Origin of the sequence: Vibrio sp., from assembly GCF_038138445.1 — a bacterium.
GTDB lineage: Bacteria > Pseudomonadota > Gammaproteobacteria > Enterobacterales > Vibrionaceae > Vibrio.
Window position 1 is genome coordinate 1 of sequence record NZ_JAYQDQ010000068.1, and the last position, 21,657, is coordinate 21,657.

Below are 21,657 nucleotides of genomic sequence, written 5' to 3' on the forward strand. Positions count from 1 at the left end.
CAGCTCTTAAAAGATGGCTATGCACTGGCGGATTTATGAGGGGATCCCTCAGAGCGAAGCGTTATCTATGCCTCTACTATAAATCCAATATTCAAGCGCTTATTTAATTTTAACAATACGGTAAACCCTGCTTTTACTCACCTTTCAGTATTTTATTTAAAATTTAATCATGATTTAATTAATGTATGCCATGATATTAACCAAGCGTTAAATACATAATTGTAATTTGAAATCGATTTCATTATTGAAGTTAAGTTTAACCTCTAAATTAACCTATGGAGTTGATAGATATAATCTAGTGAGATCAAAGATAAGATCTATGAAATAGAGCATGAAAATTAAAACTTCAAATAAAACATAGATTTAGCAATTAAAATTAATTACATCACTTAAATAAATCCCTTTGAAAACAGTGGGATAAAGTGATTTAACACTAGAGTAACATTTCATCTTATATGAGATCTCCTTCAACATTATGCAACTAAAGTTAAAAAGTAATTGAACTGAAATATGAACCCTTTAATTTAAAATAATAGAACGGGAACAGTTTTTCCTGATTCATATATAACTAATAACGTCATATGGCTTTTATTTGAAGCATCGGTTAATAGCAGATAGGTGGACTATGGAGCTATTACTAATGGAGTCTCATAAATGAAAAAACTTGCTTTGGTCACAGGATCAAAAGGTGGAATAGGTTCTGCAATTTCTTCGCAGTTAGTTAAAGAAGGTTACCGTGTTATTGCAACATACTCTACAGGGAATTATCAGAGTGCGTTGGAATGGTTTAATGACAAACAGTTTAATCAAGAGCAGGTCCGTTTATTTGAGCTTGATGTTACTAACACAGAGCAGTGCGCTGAGCGACTAATACAGTTAATGCAAGAAGAGGGAACATTGGATGTAGTGGTTAACAATGCTGGTATAACTCGTGATTCTGTGTTTAAAAAGATGACTGCTTCGGCTTGGAAAGAAGTTATCGATACCAATCTTAATAGTGTATTTAATGTCACTCAGCCCTTGTTCGATGCTATGTGTGAAAAGGGCAATGGTCGTATCATTAATATCTCTTCAGTTAATGGCTTGAAAGGGCAATTTGGTCAAGCCAACTACTCAGCGGCTAAAGCAGGAATGATTGGTTTTTCAAAAGCTCTTGCCACTGAGGGTGCTCGCAGTGGTGTTACGGTCAATGTTGTTGCGCCAGGCTATACTGGTACACCCATGGTTGAGCAAATGAAGCCTGAAGTACTGGAATCGATTAAAGCTCAAATCCCGATGAAACGCCTAGCAACGCCAGAAGAGGTTGCTCAGTCAGTATCGTTTTTAATCAGTGACGCTGGTGCTTACATTACAGGTGAAACCTTATCTGTAAATGGCGGCTTATACATGCATTAATCTGAGGTTGTTATGGAAAAAGTGTATATTGTTTCTGCAAAGCGTACACCTATTGGCAGCTTTGGAGGCACTCTAAAAGATGTTTCAGCAGGGGATTTAGGAGCTATTGCAATCCAAGCTGCTTTGGAAGCTGGAAATGTGAAGCCCACTCTTGTTGATGAAGTAATCGTCGGTAATGTTGTCGGAGCCGGTCAAGGTATGGGGCTTGGTCGCCAGGCCGCCATTAAGGCTGGTATCTCAGTGAATGTGCCAGCCTATACCTTAAACATGGTATGTGGTAGTGGCATGAAAACCGTAATGGATGCTGTAAGTCATATCCGTAGTGGTGAGGCTTCTGTAGTTGTTGCAGCAGGCGTTGAGGTTATGTCTCAGATTCCATTCATTGTTCCGAGTCAAGTTCGTGATGGTCATAAAATGGGTCACATGAGTCTGACGGATTTGCTGATCAATGATGGTTTAACCGACGTGTTTAATCAATATCACATGGGCACAACCGCAGAAAATGTAGCTCGAAAGGTAGGCATTACCCGCCAGCAGCAAGATGAATACGCTCTTTCAAGTCAAATGAAAGCAGTTGCCGCGATTGAAGCGGGTCGTTTTGAAAGCGAAATTGCTTCAGTTGAAGTGAAACAACGCAAGCAAATCATTAATTTTAGCATTGATGAGTACCCTAAGGCCGATGCCTCTATCGAGGGATTATCGAAACTGCGTCCTGCATTTGAAAAAGATGGCACAGTCACGGCTGGCAACGCATCTGGTATTAATGATGGTGCAAGTGCGATTGTTGTTGCTAGCGAAACTGCAGTTGAAGAATATGGCCTTGAGCCAATAGCGGAAATCATTAGTTATGCACAATCGGGCTTAGACCCTGAAATTATGGGCTTAGGGCCTGTAGAAGCGGTGACGCAAGCTTTGAGTAAAGCAGACATTTCAGCAAATGATGTTGATGTCTACGAACTCAATGAAGCTTTTGCAGCACAGGCTCTGGGAGTGATTCATCAGCTAGCTGATGTCCACAATGTACCCGTTGGCTCTATTTTGGAAAAAGCAAACGTAAATGGTGGTGCGATAGCACTTGGTCACCCACTTGGAGCCTCAGGTAACCGAATTCTCGTTTCTCTAGCTCATGAACTAAACAGATGCAATGGTAGTTATGGTGTTGCTTCCTTGTGCGTTGGTGGTGGTATGGGAACGGCAGTAGTCATCAAGTCAATTGCTTAAATTCAACTTAGTTGAACGTAAGCCAAAAATAATGGAATTAACCTAGGAGCATTATTATGTATACCGATTTCTTCAAATCTTTCACAGACCAAACAGAGAAAAGCTTAGAACCTTACCTAAAGTTTAATAAGCTTGTGACTAAAAATGTTGAAGTTTTAACTGAGCTTCAATTGAACGCAATTCGTACATACAGTGAAATGGGTCTAACCCAAATGAAAGCGGCCAGTGAAATTAAAGATGTGACTTCACTCACTGCCTTCAATAGCCAGCAACTGTCAGTTCTTTCGAAGTTGTCTCAGCAAATGATGGATGATAGCAACAAGCTGCAATCCATTGCGAAAGAATTCAAAGATGATGTTGACCATTTGACAACGGAAAACCTCAAGACAGTGACTCCCGCATAACACTGACTATTGTGCCGCTTAACTCGCGGCACTTTTTCCGATCATAGGAGTAGCAACATGTATCAACACTTCTTTTCGGACTACCTTGTGAAGCTTCAAGAAACCAATCAAAAATGGTGGGAAGATCTCGAACTAAGCAGGGCAGCCGTTAACTCCCCTCTCAACAAAGCAATGCAAGAAGTTAACTTCGAAGATACCTCTAAACTTTTTGAAAGCGCGGCAAATCAACCTGCAGCATTATTGCAGATTCAAGCTGAATGGTGGCAACAACAGCTACAAATTTGGCAAAACGTTGCATTAGCGCAAAACGGCGAAACGATTGTCGAGGCAGAAAAGGGCGATAAAAGATTCTCGGATGAAGAGTGGAAGAGTGATATTTTCTATAACTTTATTAAGCAATCCTATTTGCTTTTTAGCCAAACTTATTTGAGGACAATTGATAGTATTGAAGGTCTTGATGAAAAAGCGAAAGAGCGTATCAGCTTTTTCTCCCGCCAAGCTATCAATGCTGTGTCACCGAGTAACTTTATTGCAACGAATCCAGAATTACTGAAACTGACGTTAGAACAAAATGGTCAAAACCTATTGTCAGGGCTCGAGCAGTTGAAAGAAGACGTAGAGTCAAGTGCTGATATCCTAAAGATCAGAATGACTAACAACAATTCGTTCAGGTTAGGTGATGATGTCGCGAATACTGCTGGTGACATTGTTTATCGCAATGAATTATTCGAGCTTATCCAGTATCGGCCATTGACTGAAAATGTTCATGCCACCCCCTTGCTGTTTGTCCCTCCTTTTATCAATAAATACTATATCCTTGATCTACGCGAGAAGAACTCGCTTGTTCGCTGGCTACTTGAACAAGGACACTCGGTATTTATGATGTCTTGGCGTAATCCAGGAGAAAAGCAACGTGAAGTTGAATTTGGTGACTATGTTACTGAGGGCGTTGCAAAAGCTGTTTCGGCTATTGAAGATATTACCGGGCAAGAGCAAATAAACGCTGCTGGATATTGTATTGGCGGGACGGTACTCGCAAGTACAATTGCCTATTATGCAGCCAAGAGAATGAAAAAACGCATTAAGAGCGCGACCTTTTTCACTACGCTACTTGATTTCTCTCAACCTGGAGAAGTTGGCGCTTACATTAATGACACTATCATTAATGCCATTGAAACGCAGAATAATGCGAAAGGCTATATGGATGGACGATCATTAAGCGTTACTTTCAGTCTGCTAAGGGAGAATAGCCTCTACTGGAATTATTACGTAGACAACTATCTCAAAGGGCAAAGCCCGGTCGATTTTGATTTACTTTACTGGAATAGTGACAGCACAAATGTTAGCGCTTCTTGTCACAATTTTATGCTGCGTGAATTATACCTTAACAACAAATTGGTTAAGCAAAAAGGCGTAAAAATAGGCGGAGTGTGGATAGATCTCAATAAGATTAAAATACCGAGCTACTTTGTATCCACAAAAGAAGATCATATTGCATTGTGGCAAGGTACTTATCGCGGTGCGCTTAATGTCGGTGGGAATAAGACCTTTGTTCTGGGTGAATCTGGACATATTGCTGGTATCATAAATCACCCTGATAAAAACAAATATGGTTTTTGGACCAATGAAAGCCTAGATGATAATGCAGATGAGTGGCTAGCGAATGCAAACCATACTGAAGGTTCTTGGTGGACACACTGGCATCAATGGCTGCAGAACTTTAGTCCCGAAGAACAGCGCAAGCCATTTAATGTTGGCAGTGAACAGTTTCCTGTTATAGGTGCTGCTCCAGGAGACTATGTTAAGCAAGTACTTCCGGTTGAAGAAGTAACCAGCTAACATTGACAGTAATGTATTTGGCCCTGAGGGTATAACTCAGGGCTTTTTTATTTGAGTAAAACTTATTACCAAGACTCAACTTATCTCATAAATACGGCTATTTATCTTCAAAACTAACTTCATATTAAACATAGGTTAATTCTTACTATCGAAAGTCTATCTTTGTTTCATAATATCGATTGTATTTTTACTAAACATCTGATTATGATGTAATTCATACCTAGAGAAAGGAATCGTGATGAAAACCATAGGTGTTATTGGTGGCATGAGCTGGGAGTCAACGGCAAGCTATTACAAATTAATTAACCAGGCAGTTAATGATAAAAAAGGAGGCCTGCACTCCGCTAAAATGATTGTTTATAGTGTGGATTTTTCTGAGATTGAGAGCCTACAAAAAAGCGAAGAGTGGGGTAAAGCTGCTTTAATCTTGAGTCAGGCAGCTGAGTCATTAGAAAAGGCTGGCGCCGACTTTATTATTGTTGCAACAAATACGATGCATAAGGTTTTCTATGAGATTGGGGAAAGTGTTGCAATTCCATTGCTTCATATTGCCGATCCAACGGGTCAAAGTCTAATTGATAAAGGCATTACCAAAGTGGGTTTGCTGGGTACTGCATTTACCATGGAACAAGATTTTTACAAACAACGTCTTAAGAATAAGTTTGGTATAGAAGTCATTGTTCCTAATGGGGTACAACGTAGGCTTGTCCACGATGTTATTTATGAAGAATTATGTGTAGGAAAGATAAGTGCTCGCTCAAAGCAAGATTTTAAAACAATTATTGAAGATCTAACAGCTGAAGGTGCTCAAGGAGTCATTCTGGGATGTACCGAGATTGGTTTACTCATCGATAATTCTGATACCGATATTCCAGTGTTTGATACAACAACAATACATGCTCAAGCAGCAGTAAGAGAAGCTTTACAACAGAGTTAAACAGTTAAGGTGGGTTATATTCTAGCGTATATTTGAGACTGCCTTATTAAGCAAGGCTATTGACCTTGACTTTGTGACTTATCTTGAGGTAACTATAGGATAATTATAAAATAGATATAATAATAAGAAAGCCAAACATGATCAGTATTAAACCTATCGCAACTGTTAAGAATAGTATCGACTCTCCTCAAGATGACAATTGGGGTGGTGTTGTTTCTGATATTGAGCTTGAGAAAGAAATACCGTCTGACACTCTTATAGGACTTAACGCATTTTCTCATGTCACTGTCATTTTTTATATGCATAAAGTTATCGACGAGAAAATCTGTTTGGGTGCTCGACACCCAAGAAACAACTCTAACATTGATCCTGTAGGAATCTTATCTCAAAGAGGGAAAAACCGTATAAACAAAATTGGTGTCACGGATTGTTCGATTGTTAACGTTTCAGGTAATACTTTGAGAGTAAAGGGGCTGGATGCAATAAATGGGTCACTAGTTGTCGATATTAAACCAGTGTTTAAACAATTCCTTGTCGATAAAGAGGATGTTACCCAGCCTGTTTGGGTTGATAGTGTTATGAGTGATTACTTTAACGTATAAGATAATAGGTCGATATTTATCCCATGCTAGTCTAGATCGAGCTTAACTAGGCATTAAAAGAGATGAAGTAAGTGGAAACTTCATCTCTTTATACGAGGAGTATTTAAAAGTTAAATTGGTCTAACTTGGTTTGAATGATGTCGTCAGCAATAAATTTGTGAGTGGCTGTTGTTGGATGAGTCACTCCCCAGAAAACATATTTGTCTGAGCCGTGGTAAGCACATTCATTAGTCAGTGAGTGACTTTTCAGATAGTCCGATGCTGAGTTTCTATTGATATTTAAACAAGAGTCGGTCGCGTTCTCAAACCCATATGATCTAGGATCAGATGTGATTTGGTTAAACTTATCGTGAGCATCATAAAGAACGATAGTAAGTCCTTTGCTTTTATAAAGCTCAGCTTGCTCTTTGATAAATGCATTGAATTCAATAATATTGGCGCTGACTTTATTGATTTCTTCGACGGTTGAATATTTAAATTGTGGCGCTTTTGTCGCATCGGGCAAAGTAAACAAAAGTATGTTCGTTATCCCTGACTCGGTTAAACGAATCAGAGCACTACTGAGATCGGCTTTTACATCAGCGACGGTGCGATCGTAATTCATTAAATCATTGAGGCCAAACTCTAATGTTACTAGGCTGTTTTCCGGTTTGTAGTTTTCCGCTTTATCCGCGTACTTAAGGTATGATGTGACCTGCTTGTATACACCAGTCAGCACACCATATTGATTTACTCCCGCAGCCCCTCCGACTGCCCAGTTATATAATGGCAGGTGTTTATGTTTAGCAAGATATTCAGTCCATACAAAGCCATTTGAAAAATGCCCCAAATACCATGAGCTCCTATTTGGAAATACCCATTGCGATGCATTATACAAGTTGCCAGTGTCTGACAAGCTGTCTCCAAAAGTAATGATTCTATTAATTTTATCGTTATTAACGGGATCATTGGTCCAAATACTGTGATTGTATGAAATCTGGCTGTCTGATGCATAGTACATTAGGTCTGCTGCATCATGAGTTACCCCCAATGTCTCTTTACAGCGTTGTTCAATATCACGCTGAGCAGTATTGGTATAGAACATATTCTTAACCGATACAGAAGAGCGCCAATACCCTTGTATTTCATAATATCGGCCATATTCATCTCTCGCCCACTCCCAATCGGCATCCGTGTCATTTCGATTGTGAGAGAGTCGGTACCAACATCTGACGTAAGTGCTGGTTTGTCTACCTTGGACTTTTTGGTCGTATTCCATGTATCCAAGGTTAAGGTTTGTTGACGTTTCATCTGCGAGTGCTGGAGCCGCCAAAATGCAACCAGCTAAAAGTAGAATTTTATCCATGATCCTTCACTTATTATTCTGATTGTAGAGTGTTTGCTCATCTTTGATCGCATGGCATGCACTAAACAGTCAAAATATTCATGAAAAAAATCAATCAAGATTCGATTTAGATCAAACTTTATACAGGATTCTTTAGTTATCGCGGTGTTAAATTTGTGCGAATCTGGTGTGAATTTTGTTTCTATTATGAGATTTGTTTCTTATTGTGTTGGTGGGTGTTGACTTGGGTAAAATTTATTGTATCTATTCGTGGGTTTTGAGCATAAAAAAAGCGCAACTTTAGTTGCGCTTAATCGGTAAGAATTGAACTATAACTTGACGTCTATTAGTTTGCTAACCTTATCTCCATTGTCATCCATTACAGTTAAACGAACTTGATAATGTCCATAGCTTGGGAATAGAGCGGTGAACATACGTCCTCGTTTGATGTCACCGTTTGGAAGAACCCATTCAGTATCAACGATGCGTCCATCGGCATCAGTGCTTGTCGACCACATAGTAACTAGGCGGCCTAGGTGTATATATTTAGCCGTTGCCTCTGGTAAAATATTGTCATCTTCGGCAAAAATTGTTTCTGTTGTTGTGTGCTGATCACCACGGTCATCAGTAACGGTTAAAGAAACAGTATAACGACCATCATTGAGATAGGTCCAAGTAGGAGAGGCTTCTTTACTCGTCTCACCATTTCCAAAGTCCCATAAGTAATCGACGATACTGCCGTCAGGATCTGAACTCATGTTACTTGCTGTAACTTTCATTCCATCGACCGTTAAGCTAAATGCAGCAATAGGAAGCTGATTAGGCTCTGGTGTTTTTGATACTCGAATCACGCCGTAGGTATTATCAGCCGCTTGTTCGATCACTTCAATCGTAACACCGTGCTCGGCAAGCAATCTGCCGGCGTCTGGTGCTTGTGGGTTAGAGTAGTCTTCATTATCAGCAAAGTAGGCATTACCGAGCAGACTAACATCACGCAGTATGTCTCCTTCTTTGTTCTCAAGAGTCATAGGTGCTTGATCTTGAAGTGAGAAGCTAGCATCACGTAATTGATAGCGAGTTTGAGCCGCCGAGCCTGAATTTTCCCAAATCATTGCATTTTGGTCTGCATCGACAACGCCCAACCATCCTTCACCTGGGTGTTTTCCAACCCAGTTATCTGCCATTGAGTTATCAACGTACCAGACGATAAGACCAGGTTCAAAAGACATTAAGCTACCAAAGCGTTTGATGTTGTTAAGCCCTTCATCAACATCATTATGACTACGCCATTGCAGTAGGTAATAGTGCGGCGCCTCGTTGAAGCCGTTGTTTAATCGATAACCATTGAGCGCAAAACTAGATTCTGCTTCTCCATCATCGATTAAGGTTGCTACACCATCGGCGATGATTTCAATGTTGTCGATATGTAGCCCTTCCATTGCTAAACCGCCATCGGTAATGTAATCAAAACCTAAAGTGATGGTTTGTCCAGACCAATTTGAAAGGTCGAACTCTGCATCAACCCAGCCGTCAGATTCACCTGAAATAGCAGGGACGAGATCAGTGGTATTAGGATCGTCTAATGTGGTGATACTTCCTTCAATTTGCTGATCGTTGATTAAAACCCTCGCAAAATCATAGTCTTTCTCAATCTGATACCAGGCTTTAAATACCAGTTTTATATTGGTTGCTTCTGGTAGAGTTACTTCACGTGACATTGAGTTTTTGAGATCATCTCCTTTGCCAGAATGGAAACCATAGCTACCAGAGTAAGGTTTTTGCCCTGTGGTACGTTTAATCGGAAGATCAATACGAACCATGTTTTGTTTGTCATTGTCTATAGTTTGATGAAGTGTGATTTCCTCTCCTTCATCTGTCAGATCATCAACGGAAATCGTTTGATTTATGAGCCATTTCCCACCGATTGATTCTTGTAAGTATTGCTTTGCCCAAGAGCTAAATGCGGTAGGTTGGGTGCCACCAATTTTACCAGCCCAACTGCCGGATGACATGATCGACCAATAAGATACAGGCTCACCTTTACCTGTATATTGAGTATCATATTCATCAGGTAGACCTAGGTCATGGCCGTACTCGTGAGCACAGACGCCAGCTGCCGCATCAATGGGCTGGATTGTATAATCGAATGCAGCATAACTGCCACCAAAGCGACCTGGTACAGTGCTGCTAGTCCCTTGCAAGACATGATACTTTCCGAGATTGTATCGGTGTGACCAAATGGCATCGTCTTTTAATACGCCGCCCCCTGCTTCTTCACCTACAGATGAATGGAAAACCATTAAATGGTCTATAACGCCATCTGGTTCACGGTAGTCACCATCTTGGTCATAGTCATAACGATCTTCAATGTCGTAATCTGCGAGGTTGATACTAGGATCTTGAGCGAGTTGATTAAGAGCCTCACGAACTAGCTCTTGAGCATTGAGATCGTTGTCTGTAGAAGGAGAGTTACCTCCATAAAATGCGGCTTCTTTTGATGCACGATACCAACCCGCAGCCTGTCCAGCTACGCTATAACTTTTGCCTGACTCGCTTTCATAATATTGACGCATGGAGATAAGGTTTTCTCCATTTGGGCCCGTATAACCAGTATCGGAGAAAAGTAAGCTCTGATAGTGTTCTGGTTGATAGCTATCATAGAGCATATCGGTGTGTTCAGAAGTGAGTCTGTTTTCATTCCAAGGAAGATCCGGAAAATCGACCAGTACGGCTAAAACTTTATCAGTACGTTTATCTGATAGGTCAAAAGCAAATACATGTGCTTTATGTTGACCTTTATTGGTTTCTATTGATTTTAATATCTTCGCTCTTTGCGCAAGTGCTTTTTTACCGAACTGAGCATCTCCCTGAAAATTATTACCAAGTTTTTTATTTAAGTAGTTATTAAGAGTAAGCTTCTGCTCTTCGATTGAAGAGTTTTCATCAAGAATCCCTTTTCTTTCCAGCATCTCGATTATTTTCTCTTCGTTAATAACACCCAGATCAATAGGTGTTTTCGCGTTACCACTGGCACTAAATAATGCCATCACTGCTGTTGCTAGCAATGTTTTCCTTATGCAAGCCATATTATTTCCTTATTATATTTTTATTGCCAACTCCACTTTTAGTCGTGGTTATTACGTTGCGTGAACAACTCTCCTGACGGTGAGAGATTCTTTAATGACATTCCAGCACCTAGTCCTTCGGCGCTGAAATACATTGTCTATTCTTCATGTGCTCATGGGTAGTTTGTTTACTGCTATTATCAATCTTGTTGGTTTTACTATTTTTTTTCGAAAGATAAATCTGGAGAGACTTAAGCTTCTGATCATAGGATTGGTCTTTACATATGACGTTTCGTTCGACTAAGGAAGCCATTAGCTTTTCGTCATCAGGAAGAGGATTCGCAATAACGGTAAAAGACATCACTGTTAACAAAAAAAACACAACATTCATTTTTATTTTATAAACTACTTATATTTTTCAACAAAATATAATCATAAATAATAAAATGCAATGGTTGTTTTTTACACCGCAAGACTTTGATCCAACCTTCAACATTATATGTAAACACCCCAACTGCTTATTTGGGGTGTTAGTCTTTAAGCTCTCACTATAATGTTAATTTTAACATTAACTTCTAAATTGAATATTATTCGAGATTAAATAAATTCAATCCAAATACATCTTTTATTCTATATAATGTGCATTCGGTTTTACTCTTAGCCACTTTACTGCCTTGCTCTAGTACTTGTAAAAGATAACTTGGCTCAGAGAGTAATCTATTGCGCTCTTGTCGGATTGGTTTCAAGATTTCTTGCAAGCATTCATCTAAAATACGCTTGGTTGTTGCATCCCCTAAGCCACCAACACGATAATTCTCTTTTAACGTTTCTATGTAAGCGCTATCAGGGTGAAAAGCATCAAGATAGGTAAAGACGACATTGCCTTCAACTTGCCCAGGATCTTCAATGTTAATGTGCATTGGATCGGTATACATAGATTTTACAGCAGCACTAATTTCATTAGGGCTAGAGCCAAGATTAATTGTATTGCCCATTGTCTTTGACATTTTTGTTCTGCCATCAGTACTTGGTAACCGTGATGATTTACTGAGTAATGGCTGACATTCACTTAGCATCTTCTTTCCGGCCAGTGAATTTACTCTTCTGACGATTTCATTTGTTTGCTCGATCATGGGTAACTGGTCATCCCCAACAGGCACCAATGACGCATTAAATGCCGTTATATCAGCTGCTTGAGATATTGGGTAAGTCAAGAATCCTGCGGGCACTGATCGATTAAATCCTTTGTTATTAATTTCGGCCTTTACGGTTGGGTTGCGTTCCAGTCTCGCGATGGTGACTAAATTGCTGTAGTACATTGTGATTTCGGAAAGCGCAGGGAGCTGTGATTGTAAACAGATAGTGGTATGTGCTGGATTGATTCCTACGGCTAAGTAATCGGCGACAACATTAAGAATGTTGGATGAGACTTTAGAAGGGGTGTTGGCATTGTCGGTTAAGCCCTGCATATCTGCAACAAGTATTGTTTGCTCGTTATGATTTTGTAGTGTAACTCTTTGCCTTAGCGAACCAACATAGTGACCTAAATGCAGAGGTCCTGTTGCGCGGTCACCTGTTAATATGATCTGGTTTTGAATTTTACTTATGCTGATTTGTCATGAATTAATTCTCCTATCTTGAGTGATTGCTACTGGAGATAATTCATAGAGCTTGACGCCTGTATGCTGTTATTCCAGCAGCATACAGACGAAACAAGTCTTGGCTGCTCTAGAGAGAGCGCCACCAACAAGTTTGAAATGATAAATGTGTGTGTAAGTTCATATCAAAGAAGCTAACATAGGTAGCCGTTAGGGGCAATATATTAAAAGCGATAGCCATCAGTAGAGTGGCTTTAATCCATAGAATAATTAATTTTATTTTGCCTCGGGTTTTGTTAGAAAAAAATTCTCCAAACATACTCTTCTGTAGTAATCAATTTTTAAAAATTCATTAGTTGATGAATAACAAAGTAAAATTATTCTCCAGTTAAATTTGTATACTGTTACACGTCTTAAGTTTGCTACAAAGTAGTGTTTTACCGAGTAGTTTTGTCGTTAGGTGAATGGTTTCATGAATTCAAAATCCGTGTCTTGTCTGCTTTTTATTTCTGTCTGTTTAATTTGGGGAACCACTTGGTTTGCCATGGAAGTTGCATTGGAGACCATCCCTCCTATTTTTGCAACCGCGATGCGTTTCTTGTTGGCTGCCCCGTTATTAGCAGTATTGGCAAAATTGTTTAAACAACCGCTGCTATTTCCAAAAGGCAAGGGGCAATGGGTGTTGATTGTCGCAATGATGTATTTTGCCATTCCATTTACTCTAATGATCTATGGTGAGCAGTACATATCATCGGGTTTGGCGTCGATAATCTTTGCTAACATGCCAGTAGCGGTCATGCTAATGTCTGGTTTGTTTCTCGGACTACGTTTAGCAAAGCATCAGCTATTCGGTCTTGTCGTTGCAGTGTTGAGTTTGTCGCTAATTCTTGGGACTGAGATGCAGTTAGGCGGCACAGATTACGTTATTGGCACCGCTTGCCTTGGGATGGCTGTGGTAATTCATGCGGTCATGTACGTATTGGTGCAAAAACATTGTAAAGATATTCAAGTACTCACTTATAATGCGTTGCCATGTTTTGTCGCTTCTATTTTACTGTTTTTAGTCTCTTTCATGGGCGAGAGCATTGATTATCACGCTTTCAGTAGCGAATCGATGTCAGCAGTTGCTTACCTAGGCTTTGTTGCAAGTGTCGGCGGAATTGTCGCCTACTTTAAGCTAGGGCAGGTATCTACTCCATTTCAAGCATCTATTTGTTTTTTGATTTTCCCTGTAGTGGCTCTGTTTATCTCTGCTTATGTTAATGATGAAGTCTTGTCTGTGCGGTCATTGGGACTTTTAGTGCCTTTATTAGCTGGAATCTTATTAACTAAAGTGCCAAAGTCTGCGTTGACATGGAGAGTGACTAGAGCCAATCGTCAAACAACAAGTTTGTAGGCTTGTGTATTGAGCCAGTTCTGATAAGTTCAAGCGATTCTATTTCTCTTAAAGGTAACAGTATTTCGCCATGGTGATTGTATATAGACTGATTAAGCTTGCTATTATATGTGGTGTTTTTTTCACCATTTATGATCTTATTGAGCAAGGGCAAGTAACTTGGCCAGCCCGCTTGCTTGGTATTACATGGTAACTCTTGGAATGACTGGATTCAGTTTTTCGTTTAAAGCGGTAGTGATATAGTCGATAAAAACACGCAGACGAGCAGGCATATATTTTGTCTGCGAATACTGCATTGCGACAACGCCATGATAATTACTTTTGATTGTCCAGTCTGACAGGATGGGAACGACCTCACGAGATTCAATGGCTTGTGCTATCACAAAGTCATGGAATATGCCTATACCGAGTGCTTGCTTTACACCGTTGAGGCGCATTTGTGAGTGGTTAACAGCGTAAGGTCCAGAAACCGCAACAGAGTGGAATTCATCATCTCTAAAAAAATCCCATATGTTATCGGTTGCAGTTTCAGCAAGGTATAGGCAATCGTGGTTAACTAGCTCTGTTGGATGAACCGGTATCCCTTTAGCTTTTATATACTCTGGGCTGGCGCACAATACAAGGTTAGTTTTTCCAATCTCTTTCAGAACTAAGTTTTCATCCGGTTTATCAGTGAGCTTAAAAGCGACATCTATACCATCTTTTAGTAGGTCAATTTCTCCGTCAGCGACACGTAACTTAAGTTGTATGCTTGGATACTGTTGCAGAAAAGGGATAACAAAAGGCTGTAGGACTGAGTTAAGGAAGGCTTCGGGAGCTGCGATCGTTAGGGATCCTGTTGGTTTTGTGTGATCAGTCGTAGAAAGCTCCCACGCTTGCTGCGCTGCATTAACCATTACAATGGCTTGGTCATAAATCTGTTGACCTGTGGGTGTAATGATCAATGTTCGTGTTGTACGTTCAAATAGCTTGACTGACAGCGCCTGCTCAAGTCGAGTAACTAGCTTGCTAAGTGCAGATGGTGTCACGTTGAGTTTCTTCGCTGCGGCAGTAAAGCTGCCTTCATCAACAATCAAAATGAATGAAGCCAGATCAGGAAGTAGTGCAATAAGTTTCGAGTTAACCAAATTAAGCCTCAATGTTTTATGACACAACAACGCGTATTGTGATTCAGCCTATCATTTCACTCCATCCATCTTATCATGTGATTTAGGTCATAAAAAAGCCTTATTTGTTCCTTGGGTTCATTAATGTTTTTCCAAAAGACGGGATAATGAAAACGGTGAGCTTGGATTACACTTACGCACTGAGCTCAATGTCGTCCGAATGCCGAGACTTTTTCTGGCTAGATACGGCTTATAGCGCAATAGCTAATATTATAATTAACAAGGAATTGAACATGGCTTCTGCATTTTATGATCAAATAAAACAACAGATTGAAGAAGTAAAGGCGGAAGGTCTTTATAAATCAGAACGCGTTATCACCTCTCAGCAACAAGCTGCTGTGAAGATCTCAACTGGTGAAGAAGTATTAAATTTCTGCGCGAATAACTACCTAGGTCTAGCCAATCATCCAGAGTTAATCGAAGCAGGTAAAGCTGGCATGGACCAGCATGGGTTTGGTATGGCGTCTGTCCGGTTTATTTGTGGTACTCAAGATATCCATAAAGAGTTAGAGCAGAAGCTTTCAACATTTTTAGGTAAAGAAGATACGATTCTTTACACTTCTTGTTTTGATGCGAATGCGGGTTTGTTTGAAACGATTCTTGGTAAAGAAGACGCCATCATTTCTGATGCGTTGAACCACGCTTCTATTATTGACGGCGTTCGTTTGTGTAAAGCCATGCGTTTTCGTTATGCGAATAACAACATGCAAGAATTAGAAGAGCAGTTGATAGCCGCGAAAGAAGCAGGAGCACGTAACATCCTAGTTGTTACAGATGGTGTATTCTCAATGGATGGTGTAGTGGCGAACTTGCCTGAAATTTGTGATTTGGCTGAGAAGTATGGCGCACTGACTATGGTTGATGACTCTCATGCTGTCGGTTTTATGGGCAAAACTGGAGCAGGGACACACGAATACCACAATGTCGTAGAACGCATTGATATTATTACCGGTACACTTGGTAAAGCTATGGGTGGTGCTTCAGGTGGCTATACGTCAGGTAAGAAAGAAGTGATTGATTGGCTGCGTCAGCGCTCACGTCCGTATCTCTTTTCTAACTCAGTAGCACCGGCGATTGTTAATGCATCAATTCGCGTTCTTGACTTGTTGCAAGAAAGTGGTGACCTTCGCGATCGTCTTTGGGAAAATGCCAAGCACTTCCGTACTCGCATGACTGAAGCTGGGTTTACTTTAGCTGGAGCCGATCACGCTATCATCCCTATTATGCTTGGTGACGCAAAAGTTGCTGCAGAGTTTGCGGAAAGAGCTTTAGCAAAAGGTATTTATGTTGTTGGTTTCTCTTTCCCTGTCGTACCCAAGGGCCAAGCCCGAATCCGAACTCAAATGTCAGCAGCGCATTCTCATGAGCAATTAGACCGTGCGATTGATGCTTTCATTGAAGTTGGTCGAGATATGGAGATTATTAAGTAATGAAAATCAAAGCCCTGTCGAAGCTGAAACCTGAACAAGGTATATGGATGACCGAAGTGGACAAGCCAGAGCTTGGTCACAATGATATCCTTATTAAGATTAAAAAAACCGCTATTTGTGGTACAGATGTCCATATCTACAACTGGGATGAATGGTCGCAAAACACGATTCCTGTTCCTATGGTTGTAGGACACGAATATGTTGGTGAAGTTGTCGGTATCGGCCAAGAGGTTCGAGGCTTTGAAATTGGTGATCGTGTCTCTGGAGAGGGGCACATTACCTGTGGCCATTGCCGTAACTGTCGCGGTGGTCGAACACATTTATGCCGCAATACCGTGGGTGTTGGCGTCAACCGCGAAGGTGCCTTTGCTGAGTACTTGGTTATTCCTGCATTTAATGCGTTTAAGATCCCAGATGGCATTTCCGATGATCTTGCCTCGATTTTTGATCCCTTTGGTAATGCGGTCCACACTGCTTTATCGTTTGATCTCGTTGGTGAGGATGTGCTGATAACAGGCGCTGGGCCAATTGGTATTATGGCGGCCGCTGTTGCTAAGCATGTTGGCGCTCGCCATGTGGTTATCACAGATGTTAACGAGTACCGCTTAGAGCTTGCACGCAAAATGGGTGTGACCCGCGCCGTCAATGTTGCCAATGAAAGTCTAGAAGATGTGATGACCGAACTAGGCATGACGGAAGGTTTTGATGTTGGGCTTGAAATGTCTGGGGTTCAGGCTGCATTTAGCAGTATGTTAAAAACCATGAACCATGGTGGTCGCATTGCGCTTTTAGGAATACCTCCATCAGATATGGGCATTGACTGGAACCAAGTCATCTTTAAAGGTCTGGTCATCAAAGGCATCTATGGTAGAGAGATGTTCGAGACCTGGTACAAGATGGCGTCATTGATTCAATCTGGCCTAGATCTAACACCAATCATTACGCACCACTTTAAGGTTGATGACTTCCAAAAAGGCTTTGATGCGATGCGTTCGGGTCAATCTGGCAAAGTTATTTTGGATTGGGAATAATGATTGATTTTGTATTAACTTTTAAGCGAGTTTTAATTTAATACAAAAGTTGAATACGCGGCTGAGACTTGGTGCTTGGCCTTTTGCTTTTGTTATCGAGTTTGCAACAGATAAAAGCATACATTTTATTCTTTCCTCTTTATCCCCCATATTGATATTTAATTGCTTTGTTTTACGATCTTTTACTGCCTGTATATTTTATCTCCGACTTATGATGCTTCGGTTTTAATGGTTGTCTGATTAAAGGAAGAGGAAGAATATGATCAAGAAGACAATAATGGCAATGAGTCTGATGATGTCAATGTGCAGTATTACCCAAGCTGCAGAGTGGGGATATGAGGGAAAGACTGGTCCTGACCACTGGGGAGAGTTTGCTAAAGGATGTGCACTAGGAAAAAACCAAAGCCCTATTGATATTAATGATACGGTGGAAGCTGAGCTAGAATCGCTAAACATCCAATACAAGGGCATGGTCACAGGCTTGACCAACAATGGTCATACGTTGCAAGCAGGTGTAACGGGTGACAACTCCTTTATACTTGATGGTGTTGAATTTAACTTGGTTCAGTTTCATTTCCATACCCCTTCTGAGAACCACATCAAAGGTCACACTTATCCTCTAGAAGCACATTTTGTCAATGCCGACAAAGCGGGACATTTAGCTGTTGTATCAGTGATGTATGATCTTGGAAATGGCAAGAATGAAGAAATAAGTAAGCTTACGGAATCGATGCCTAAACTTAATCAGACTATTTCTTTAAAAGAGTCATTTCCTGTCGCGGATATGCTGCCTAAGATGAGCAAATATTATCGTTTTAATGGCTCTCTAACCACCCCTCCTTGCTCAGAAGGTGTACGTTGGATCGTGGCTCGATCGCCACAGGCATTGACCTCCGAACAAGCGCAACAAATGCAGAAAGTCATGGGTGAAAACAATCGTCCGCTGCAAAATAAAAATGCTCGAGTTGTACTTGCAAGCGATTAATAGACGCTAAAAATGAATGAGGTTCTATGGTGTGAAGTAAACATCATAGAACCTGGCTTAGTCTCTGATAATTCTTATTTGCTGGCAATCGTTGCGTATTGCCGAAGCAAGTCTGTTAAACTTGCAACCCATTCTATTGTGTTACTCGGGGCTTCATCGAGCAGAACCTCAACGTGCGCACAATGTGTTTCCAGTGAAATGGCTTGTTCCAATTTGAAAGATACTGCGTAAAAATGCCACAAAAGCAGCCGTTGCATACGCCTAACGTTCTGCACGGAATGTTCAGATTCACTGAAAAGAGCAGGTAACTGACTCAATGCGATTGCACTCATTCTCAGCAGAGCATCAAATTGTGCTTGCTGGAACTTATCTTCAGAATCTGTTTCCTCACTATCAAATGTAAAAAGCTCTGTCATTGATTGTTCATCGATGAGTCGATGTATCATTCTTAGACTGAGTTCCTCTAGCTCATCGCTGGAAGTGTTTTCCAAATAAAGTTGGGTGTAATCGTGTTCCACAAGGTTTCCATGCTTAATGATTTTCAGCTGTTATTTTATAACACTATAAGTAGAAATCTAGCTTAACTTGGCGGATCTTGTTTTGCCGAAAATAATAAAAACTGCGCAAATAAATAAGCCCCACTTAACAGAGTGGGGCTATATATAGTTGTGTTTGCGTTGTGTTAGCCTCTGACGTTGTCCGTGAATACTTGGTTCACGAGTACGTTAGTTGATACAGTTATAAAGCTAGATGCCTGTTAACAATTTGCAAACATAAAACGCCAGTGTGTTTGATTTCATAATCAATTTTGTGATCCTTGTCCATGGTTTGATATTAACTAGATGCATATTTCATTAGTGTAAGTAGGAAATAAGCGATTAAATCAATGTACTTACAAGCCGCAAGAAAGCATCGATATGAGTATCTGGCTTTGTTAGGATTGTGATTTTGGTAGGAAAACCCCACTTGCTGGAGAGCAAATTTGTATAGGGTATCTATTATCTAATTGTTCACTCGGTTTTCTTACTGACACAGATAAATTCACCATAGGTTTTGGAATGAAAAAAATTGGTTTACTGTTTACACATTTAGTTTGCGGTGTTTTGGGTTTTGCGCTTGGGGTTTATGCTTTACCTATACTTATCCAGCCTGATTCACCCTCTATGAGCTCTGTCGAAATGGTGACTAACAACGCCATTTATACCGCTACTTTTCAGCGTGATCGCAAAGACAGTGATTTCCTACATTGGGGGGAAGGATCTGTATCAATTAGTGACCAACAAATAGCTTTTGTTGGAGAACTAGCCCCCGGTCCTGATTATAAACTCTATTTATCACCTAAATTCATTGAAACAGAAAAGGATTTTAATGAACAAAAGCACAGCATGGCACAAGTAGGAGATGTTAAGACATTTGAGCGGTTTGCTCTTAACCTGCCTCAAGAATTAGATTTGTCTCAATATAATACCGTCATAGTTTGGTGTGAAACGTTTGGTGAATTTATCACCTCTGCACGCTTTAAGTAGTCAATGCGGTTCCATTATTGAATAGTGTGAACTGATAAATCTTGGCATGTTCTACCCCTTGATATAGAGTGAGTGCCTGTTGGGTCTGACCCTTATATTTTTGTTCGGATCGGGGAGCTGGGAATGGATAATCTGTATCTCGTTATCGATTTTCTACTGACTCATAAGTTTATCTTTACGCTGCTTATTATTGGGTTTATTACGATTATCCGCAAAATCGTTTTATCTAAAATTCGTGGTGATGTGGCGTTTATCACTGAAAAACAGCGCAGCTGGATGTCGAGAACAAAGAACGGTACTTTTACTGTTATTGTCATCCTGTTGTTCATATTATGGAAGTCAGAGATCAATGAATTTGCCTTGTCAGTGACCGCTATCGCTGTTGCAATAGTGGTGGCATCAAAAGAAATAATCTTATGTTTCACCGGCTCTATTCAGCGTGCTAGCTCTCGCTCTTTTAGAATCGGTGACTGGATTGAAGTGGGCAAATTATGTGGTGAAGTCATTGAACACAATATGATGGCAACGGTTATTCAAGAAATTGATCTGTACCACGGGCAATATCATTACACAGGAAAGACAGCAACTCTGCCAAATAGTATGTTTTTCACCTACCCAGTAAAAAATCTCAACTTCATGAAACGCTATGTTTATCATAACTTTTCTATTGTGGTCGCTGACTTTGTTAATCTTTATCCTTTGTTGCCGATTATGGTTAATAAGATAGATGAGCACTGTCATTATTTCAGTGATGTGGCTACTCGCTATAATTCCATGATTGAAAAACATGCGGGTGTCGACTTACCCGGCGCTGAGCCGCATATTCATATCAGCAGCGCCTCGACGGGTGAACAGATTGTTCACTTTATGCTGTTCTGCCCAACAGAAAAGGCAACCCATTTGGAACAGGAAATAAGACAGGACTTTATGACTCTATATGAAGAAAAGTTCAAGTCTACAGGTGAAGCAACAGGGTAGGGTGGCTTCTAGTTATACCACTTACATACTTTTATTCGACATCTCGATTTTCTCTCACTAACTTTATAATGTTGTAAGAGAGGAAAAAGCATGTGAATAAAGAACCTCAATCACCATGTGTTCGCATGTGTTGCCTCAATGAACAAGATGTATGCCTTGGTTGTTATCGCACTCTAGTTGAGATCTTGGAATGGAATAGCTATAGCTCTGAAGAGAAACTAAAAATTATGTCACTTTGTGAGCAACGTAAAAGGTCGATATCAAATAAGGGTAAAGACTAGGTGCCTTTACCCTCGAATAAAATGATTAAGCATCCGTAGTTTCAAGCTCAACTCGAATTGGTTGTTCGTCAATAATTGATTGAAGTTCACACAACCGCTTTACTAACCGACCATCAAGCTGAGTTCCGGCTTTAACGAGGCAAGTGCCATTGTGCGCAAAAATATCGCGTACAAGGGTCATGCCAGCACGCAACTCATAAAGACTATTAAGTGTGGTCGTAATGTCGGTGTTCTTTTCTTGAGGTTGTTCTAAATCCTCTTGTTTCTCTCCATCAAGGGCTGTGTCGATTTCATGGTAGAGGTGTTGCTGGTACAGTTCTGTGTGACCGGTAACCGCTTGCTCTATTTGTTCTCTCGCATCTTTGACTGTGACCGGCTTTGGTAAGAATGCATCGACTTCTAGTCTCATACAAGCTGAGATAGTTTCGTAAGCTGGCGGTGAGCCCCATTTAACTGAAAGCTGGCACCGACTAAAAATA

Annotated in this window: 18 protein-coding genes and 1 pseudogene; 13 read left to right on the top strand and 6 right to left on the bottom strand. The window is 40.5% G+C overall.

The window, feature by feature from the left end; genetic code table 11:
• The first annotated feature begins 654 nt into the window (after positions 1-654).
• The 6 genes from AAFM34_RS15545 (at position 655) to AAFM34_RS15570 (ending at position 6,398) form a co-directional block, all read left to right on the top strand.
• Complete coding sequence (locus AAFM34_RS15545; protein ID WP_341664352.1) at positions 655-1,395, top strand: SDR family oxidoreductase; 741 nt, start codon at positions 655-657, stop codon at positions 1,393-1,395.
• 12 nt (positions 1,396-1,407) lie between these two features.
• Positions 1,408-2,616 (top strand): acetyl-CoA C-acetyltransferase, encoded by a 1,209-nt coding sequence (locus AAFM34_RS15550; RefSeq protein ID WP_341664354.1) that lies wholly within the window; start codon positions 1,408-1,410, stop codon positions 2,614-2,616.
• Positions 2,617-2,672: 56 nt separating this feature from the next.
• Entirely contained in the window at positions 2,673-3,020 is a 348-nt protein-coding gene (locus AAFM34_RS15555) for a phasin family protein (protein ID WP_114783670.1), read from the top strand.
• Between the two features lie 57 nt (positions 3,021-3,077).
• Positions 3,078-4,859 (top strand): class I poly(R)-hydroxyalkanoic acid synthase, encoded by a 1,782-nt coding sequence (phaC, locus tag AAFM34_RS15560; protein WP_341664356.1) that lies wholly within the window; start codon positions 3,078-3,080, stop codon positions 4,857-4,859.
• Positions 4,860-5,097: 238 nt separating this feature from the next.
• On the top strand, positions 5,098-5,796 hold the full coding sequence (locus AAFM34_RS15565) for an aspartate/glutamate racemase family protein (protein WP_341664358.1): 699 nt from the start codon (positions 5,098-5,100) through the stop codon (positions 5,794-5,796).
• 137 nt (positions 5,797-5,933) lie between these two features.
• Positions 5,934-6,398 (top strand): TrmO family methyltransferase, encoded by a 465-nt coding sequence (locus AAFM34_RS15570; protein ID WP_341664360.1) that lies wholly within the window; start codon positions 5,934-5,936, stop codon positions 6,396-6,398.
• 103 nt (positions 6,399-6,501) lie between these two features.
• On the opposite strand, the gene AAFM34_RS15575 is transcribed toward AAFM34_RS15570, so the two are convergent.
• From AAFM34_RS15575 to trpS, 3 genes are all read right to left on the bottom strand, one after another.
• Positions 6,502-7,743 (bottom strand): SGNH/GDSL hydrolase family protein, encoded by a 1,242-nt coding sequence (locus tag AAFM34_RS15575; protein WP_341664362.1) that lies wholly within the window; start codon positions 7,741-7,743, stop codon positions 6,502-6,504.
• Positions 7,744-8,051: 308 nt separating this feature from the next.
• Entirely contained in the window at positions 8,052-10,808 is a 2,757-nt protein-coding gene (locus AAFM34_RS15580) for an immune inhibitor A domain-containing protein (protein WP_341664364.1), read from the bottom strand.
• Between the two features lie 566 nt (positions 10,809-11,374).
• The gene (trpS, locus tag AAFM34_RS15585; RefSeq protein ID WP_341664382.1) at positions 11,375-12,400 is read right to left on the bottom strand and encodes a tryptophan--tRNA ligase; all 1,026 of its coding nucleotides are present in this window, start codon (positions 12,398-12,400) and stop codon (positions 11,375-11,377) included.
• Positions 12,401-12,857: 457 nt separating this feature from the next.
• Here trpS and AAFM34_RS15590 point away from each other — a divergent pair, with 457 nt between their 5' ends.
• On the top strand, positions 12,858-13,781 hold the full coding sequence (locus AAFM34_RS15590) for a DMT family transporter (protein WP_341664366.1): 924 nt from the start codon (positions 12,858-12,860) through the stop codon (positions 13,779-13,781).
• 182 nt (positions 13,782-13,963) lie between these two features.
• On the opposite strand, the gene AAFM34_RS15595 is transcribed toward AAFM34_RS15590, so the two are convergent.
• Positions 13,964-14,908, bottom strand: coding sequence for a LysR family transcriptional regulator (locus AAFM34_RS15595; protein WP_341664368.1), 945 nt, complete (start codon positions 14,906-14,908; stop codon positions 13,964-13,966).
• A 272-nt stretch (positions 14,909-15,180) separates the two neighbouring features.
• Between AAFM34_RS15595 and AAFM34_RS15600 the strand changes: the two genes are divergently transcribed.
• The 3 genes from AAFM34_RS15600 to AAFM34_RS15610 all read left to right on the top strand — a co-directional run bounded on the left by AAFM34_RS15600 (position 15,181) and on the right by AAFM34_RS15610 (position 18,393).
• Positions 15,181-16,377, top strand: a complete 1,197-nt coding sequence (locus AAFM34_RS15600) for a glycine C-acetyltransferase (protein ID WP_160928244.1) — start codon at positions 15,181-15,183, stop codon at positions 16,375-16,377.
• The gene (gene tdh / locus AAFM34_RS15605) at positions 16,377-17,408 is read left to right on the top strand and encodes an L-threonine 3-dehydrogenase (RefSeq protein ID WP_341664372.1); all 1,032 of its coding nucleotides are present in this window, start codon (positions 16,377-16,379) and stop codon (positions 17,406-17,408) included. Before AAFM34_RS15600 ends, tdh begins: the two co-directional genes overlap by 1 nt.
• 262 nt (positions 17,409-17,670) lie before the next feature.
• Positions 17,671-18,393 (top strand): carbonic anhydrase family protein, encoded by a 723-nt coding sequence (locus tag AAFM34_RS15610; protein WP_341664384.1) that lies wholly within the window; start codon positions 17,671-17,673, stop codon positions 18,391-18,393.
• A gap of 74 nt (positions 18,394-18,467) precedes the next feature.
• Here the strand turns inward: AAFM34_RS15610 and AAFM34_RS15615 are convergent, their stop codons facing one another.
• Positions 18,468-18,911, bottom strand: a complete 444-nt coding sequence (locus AAFM34_RS15615; protein WP_341664374.1) for an exoribonuclease R — start codon at positions 18,909-18,911, stop codon at positions 18,468-18,470.
• A gap of 540 nt (positions 18,912-19,451) precedes the next feature.
• Between AAFM34_RS15615 and AAFM34_RS15620 the strand changes: the two genes are divergently transcribed.
• The 3 genes from AAFM34_RS15620 (at position 19,452) to AAFM34_RS15630 (ending at position 21,178) form a co-directional block, all read left to right on the top strand.
• Positions 19,452-19,919, top strand: a complete 468-nt coding sequence (locus tag AAFM34_RS15620) for a DM13 domain-containing protein (RefSeq protein ID WP_341664376.1) — start codon at positions 19,452-19,454, stop codon at positions 19,917-19,919.
• 123 nt (positions 19,920-20,042) lie between these two features.
• Positions 20,043-20,897 (top strand): mechanosensitive ion channel family protein, encoded by an 855-nt coding sequence (locus AAFM34_RS15625; protein ID WP_341664378.1) that lies wholly within the window; start codon positions 20,043-20,045, stop codon positions 20,895-20,897.
• A gap of 92 nt (positions 20,898-20,989) precedes the next feature.
• Positions 20,990-21,178 carry a DUF1289 domain-containing protein gene (locus tag AAFM34_RS15630; RefSeq protein WP_341664380.1) on the top strand — a complete coding sequence of 63 codons (189 nt, stop codon included), beginning with the start codon at positions 20,990-20,992 and terminating at the stop codon, positions 21,176-21,178.
• A gap of 25 nt (positions 21,179-21,203) precedes the next feature.
• On the opposite strand, the pseudogene AAFM34_RS15635 reads toward AAFM34_RS15630, so the two are convergent.
• Positions 21,204-21,657: pseudogene (locus AAFM34_RS15635) on the bottom strand (hypothetical protein); the annotation flags it as partial.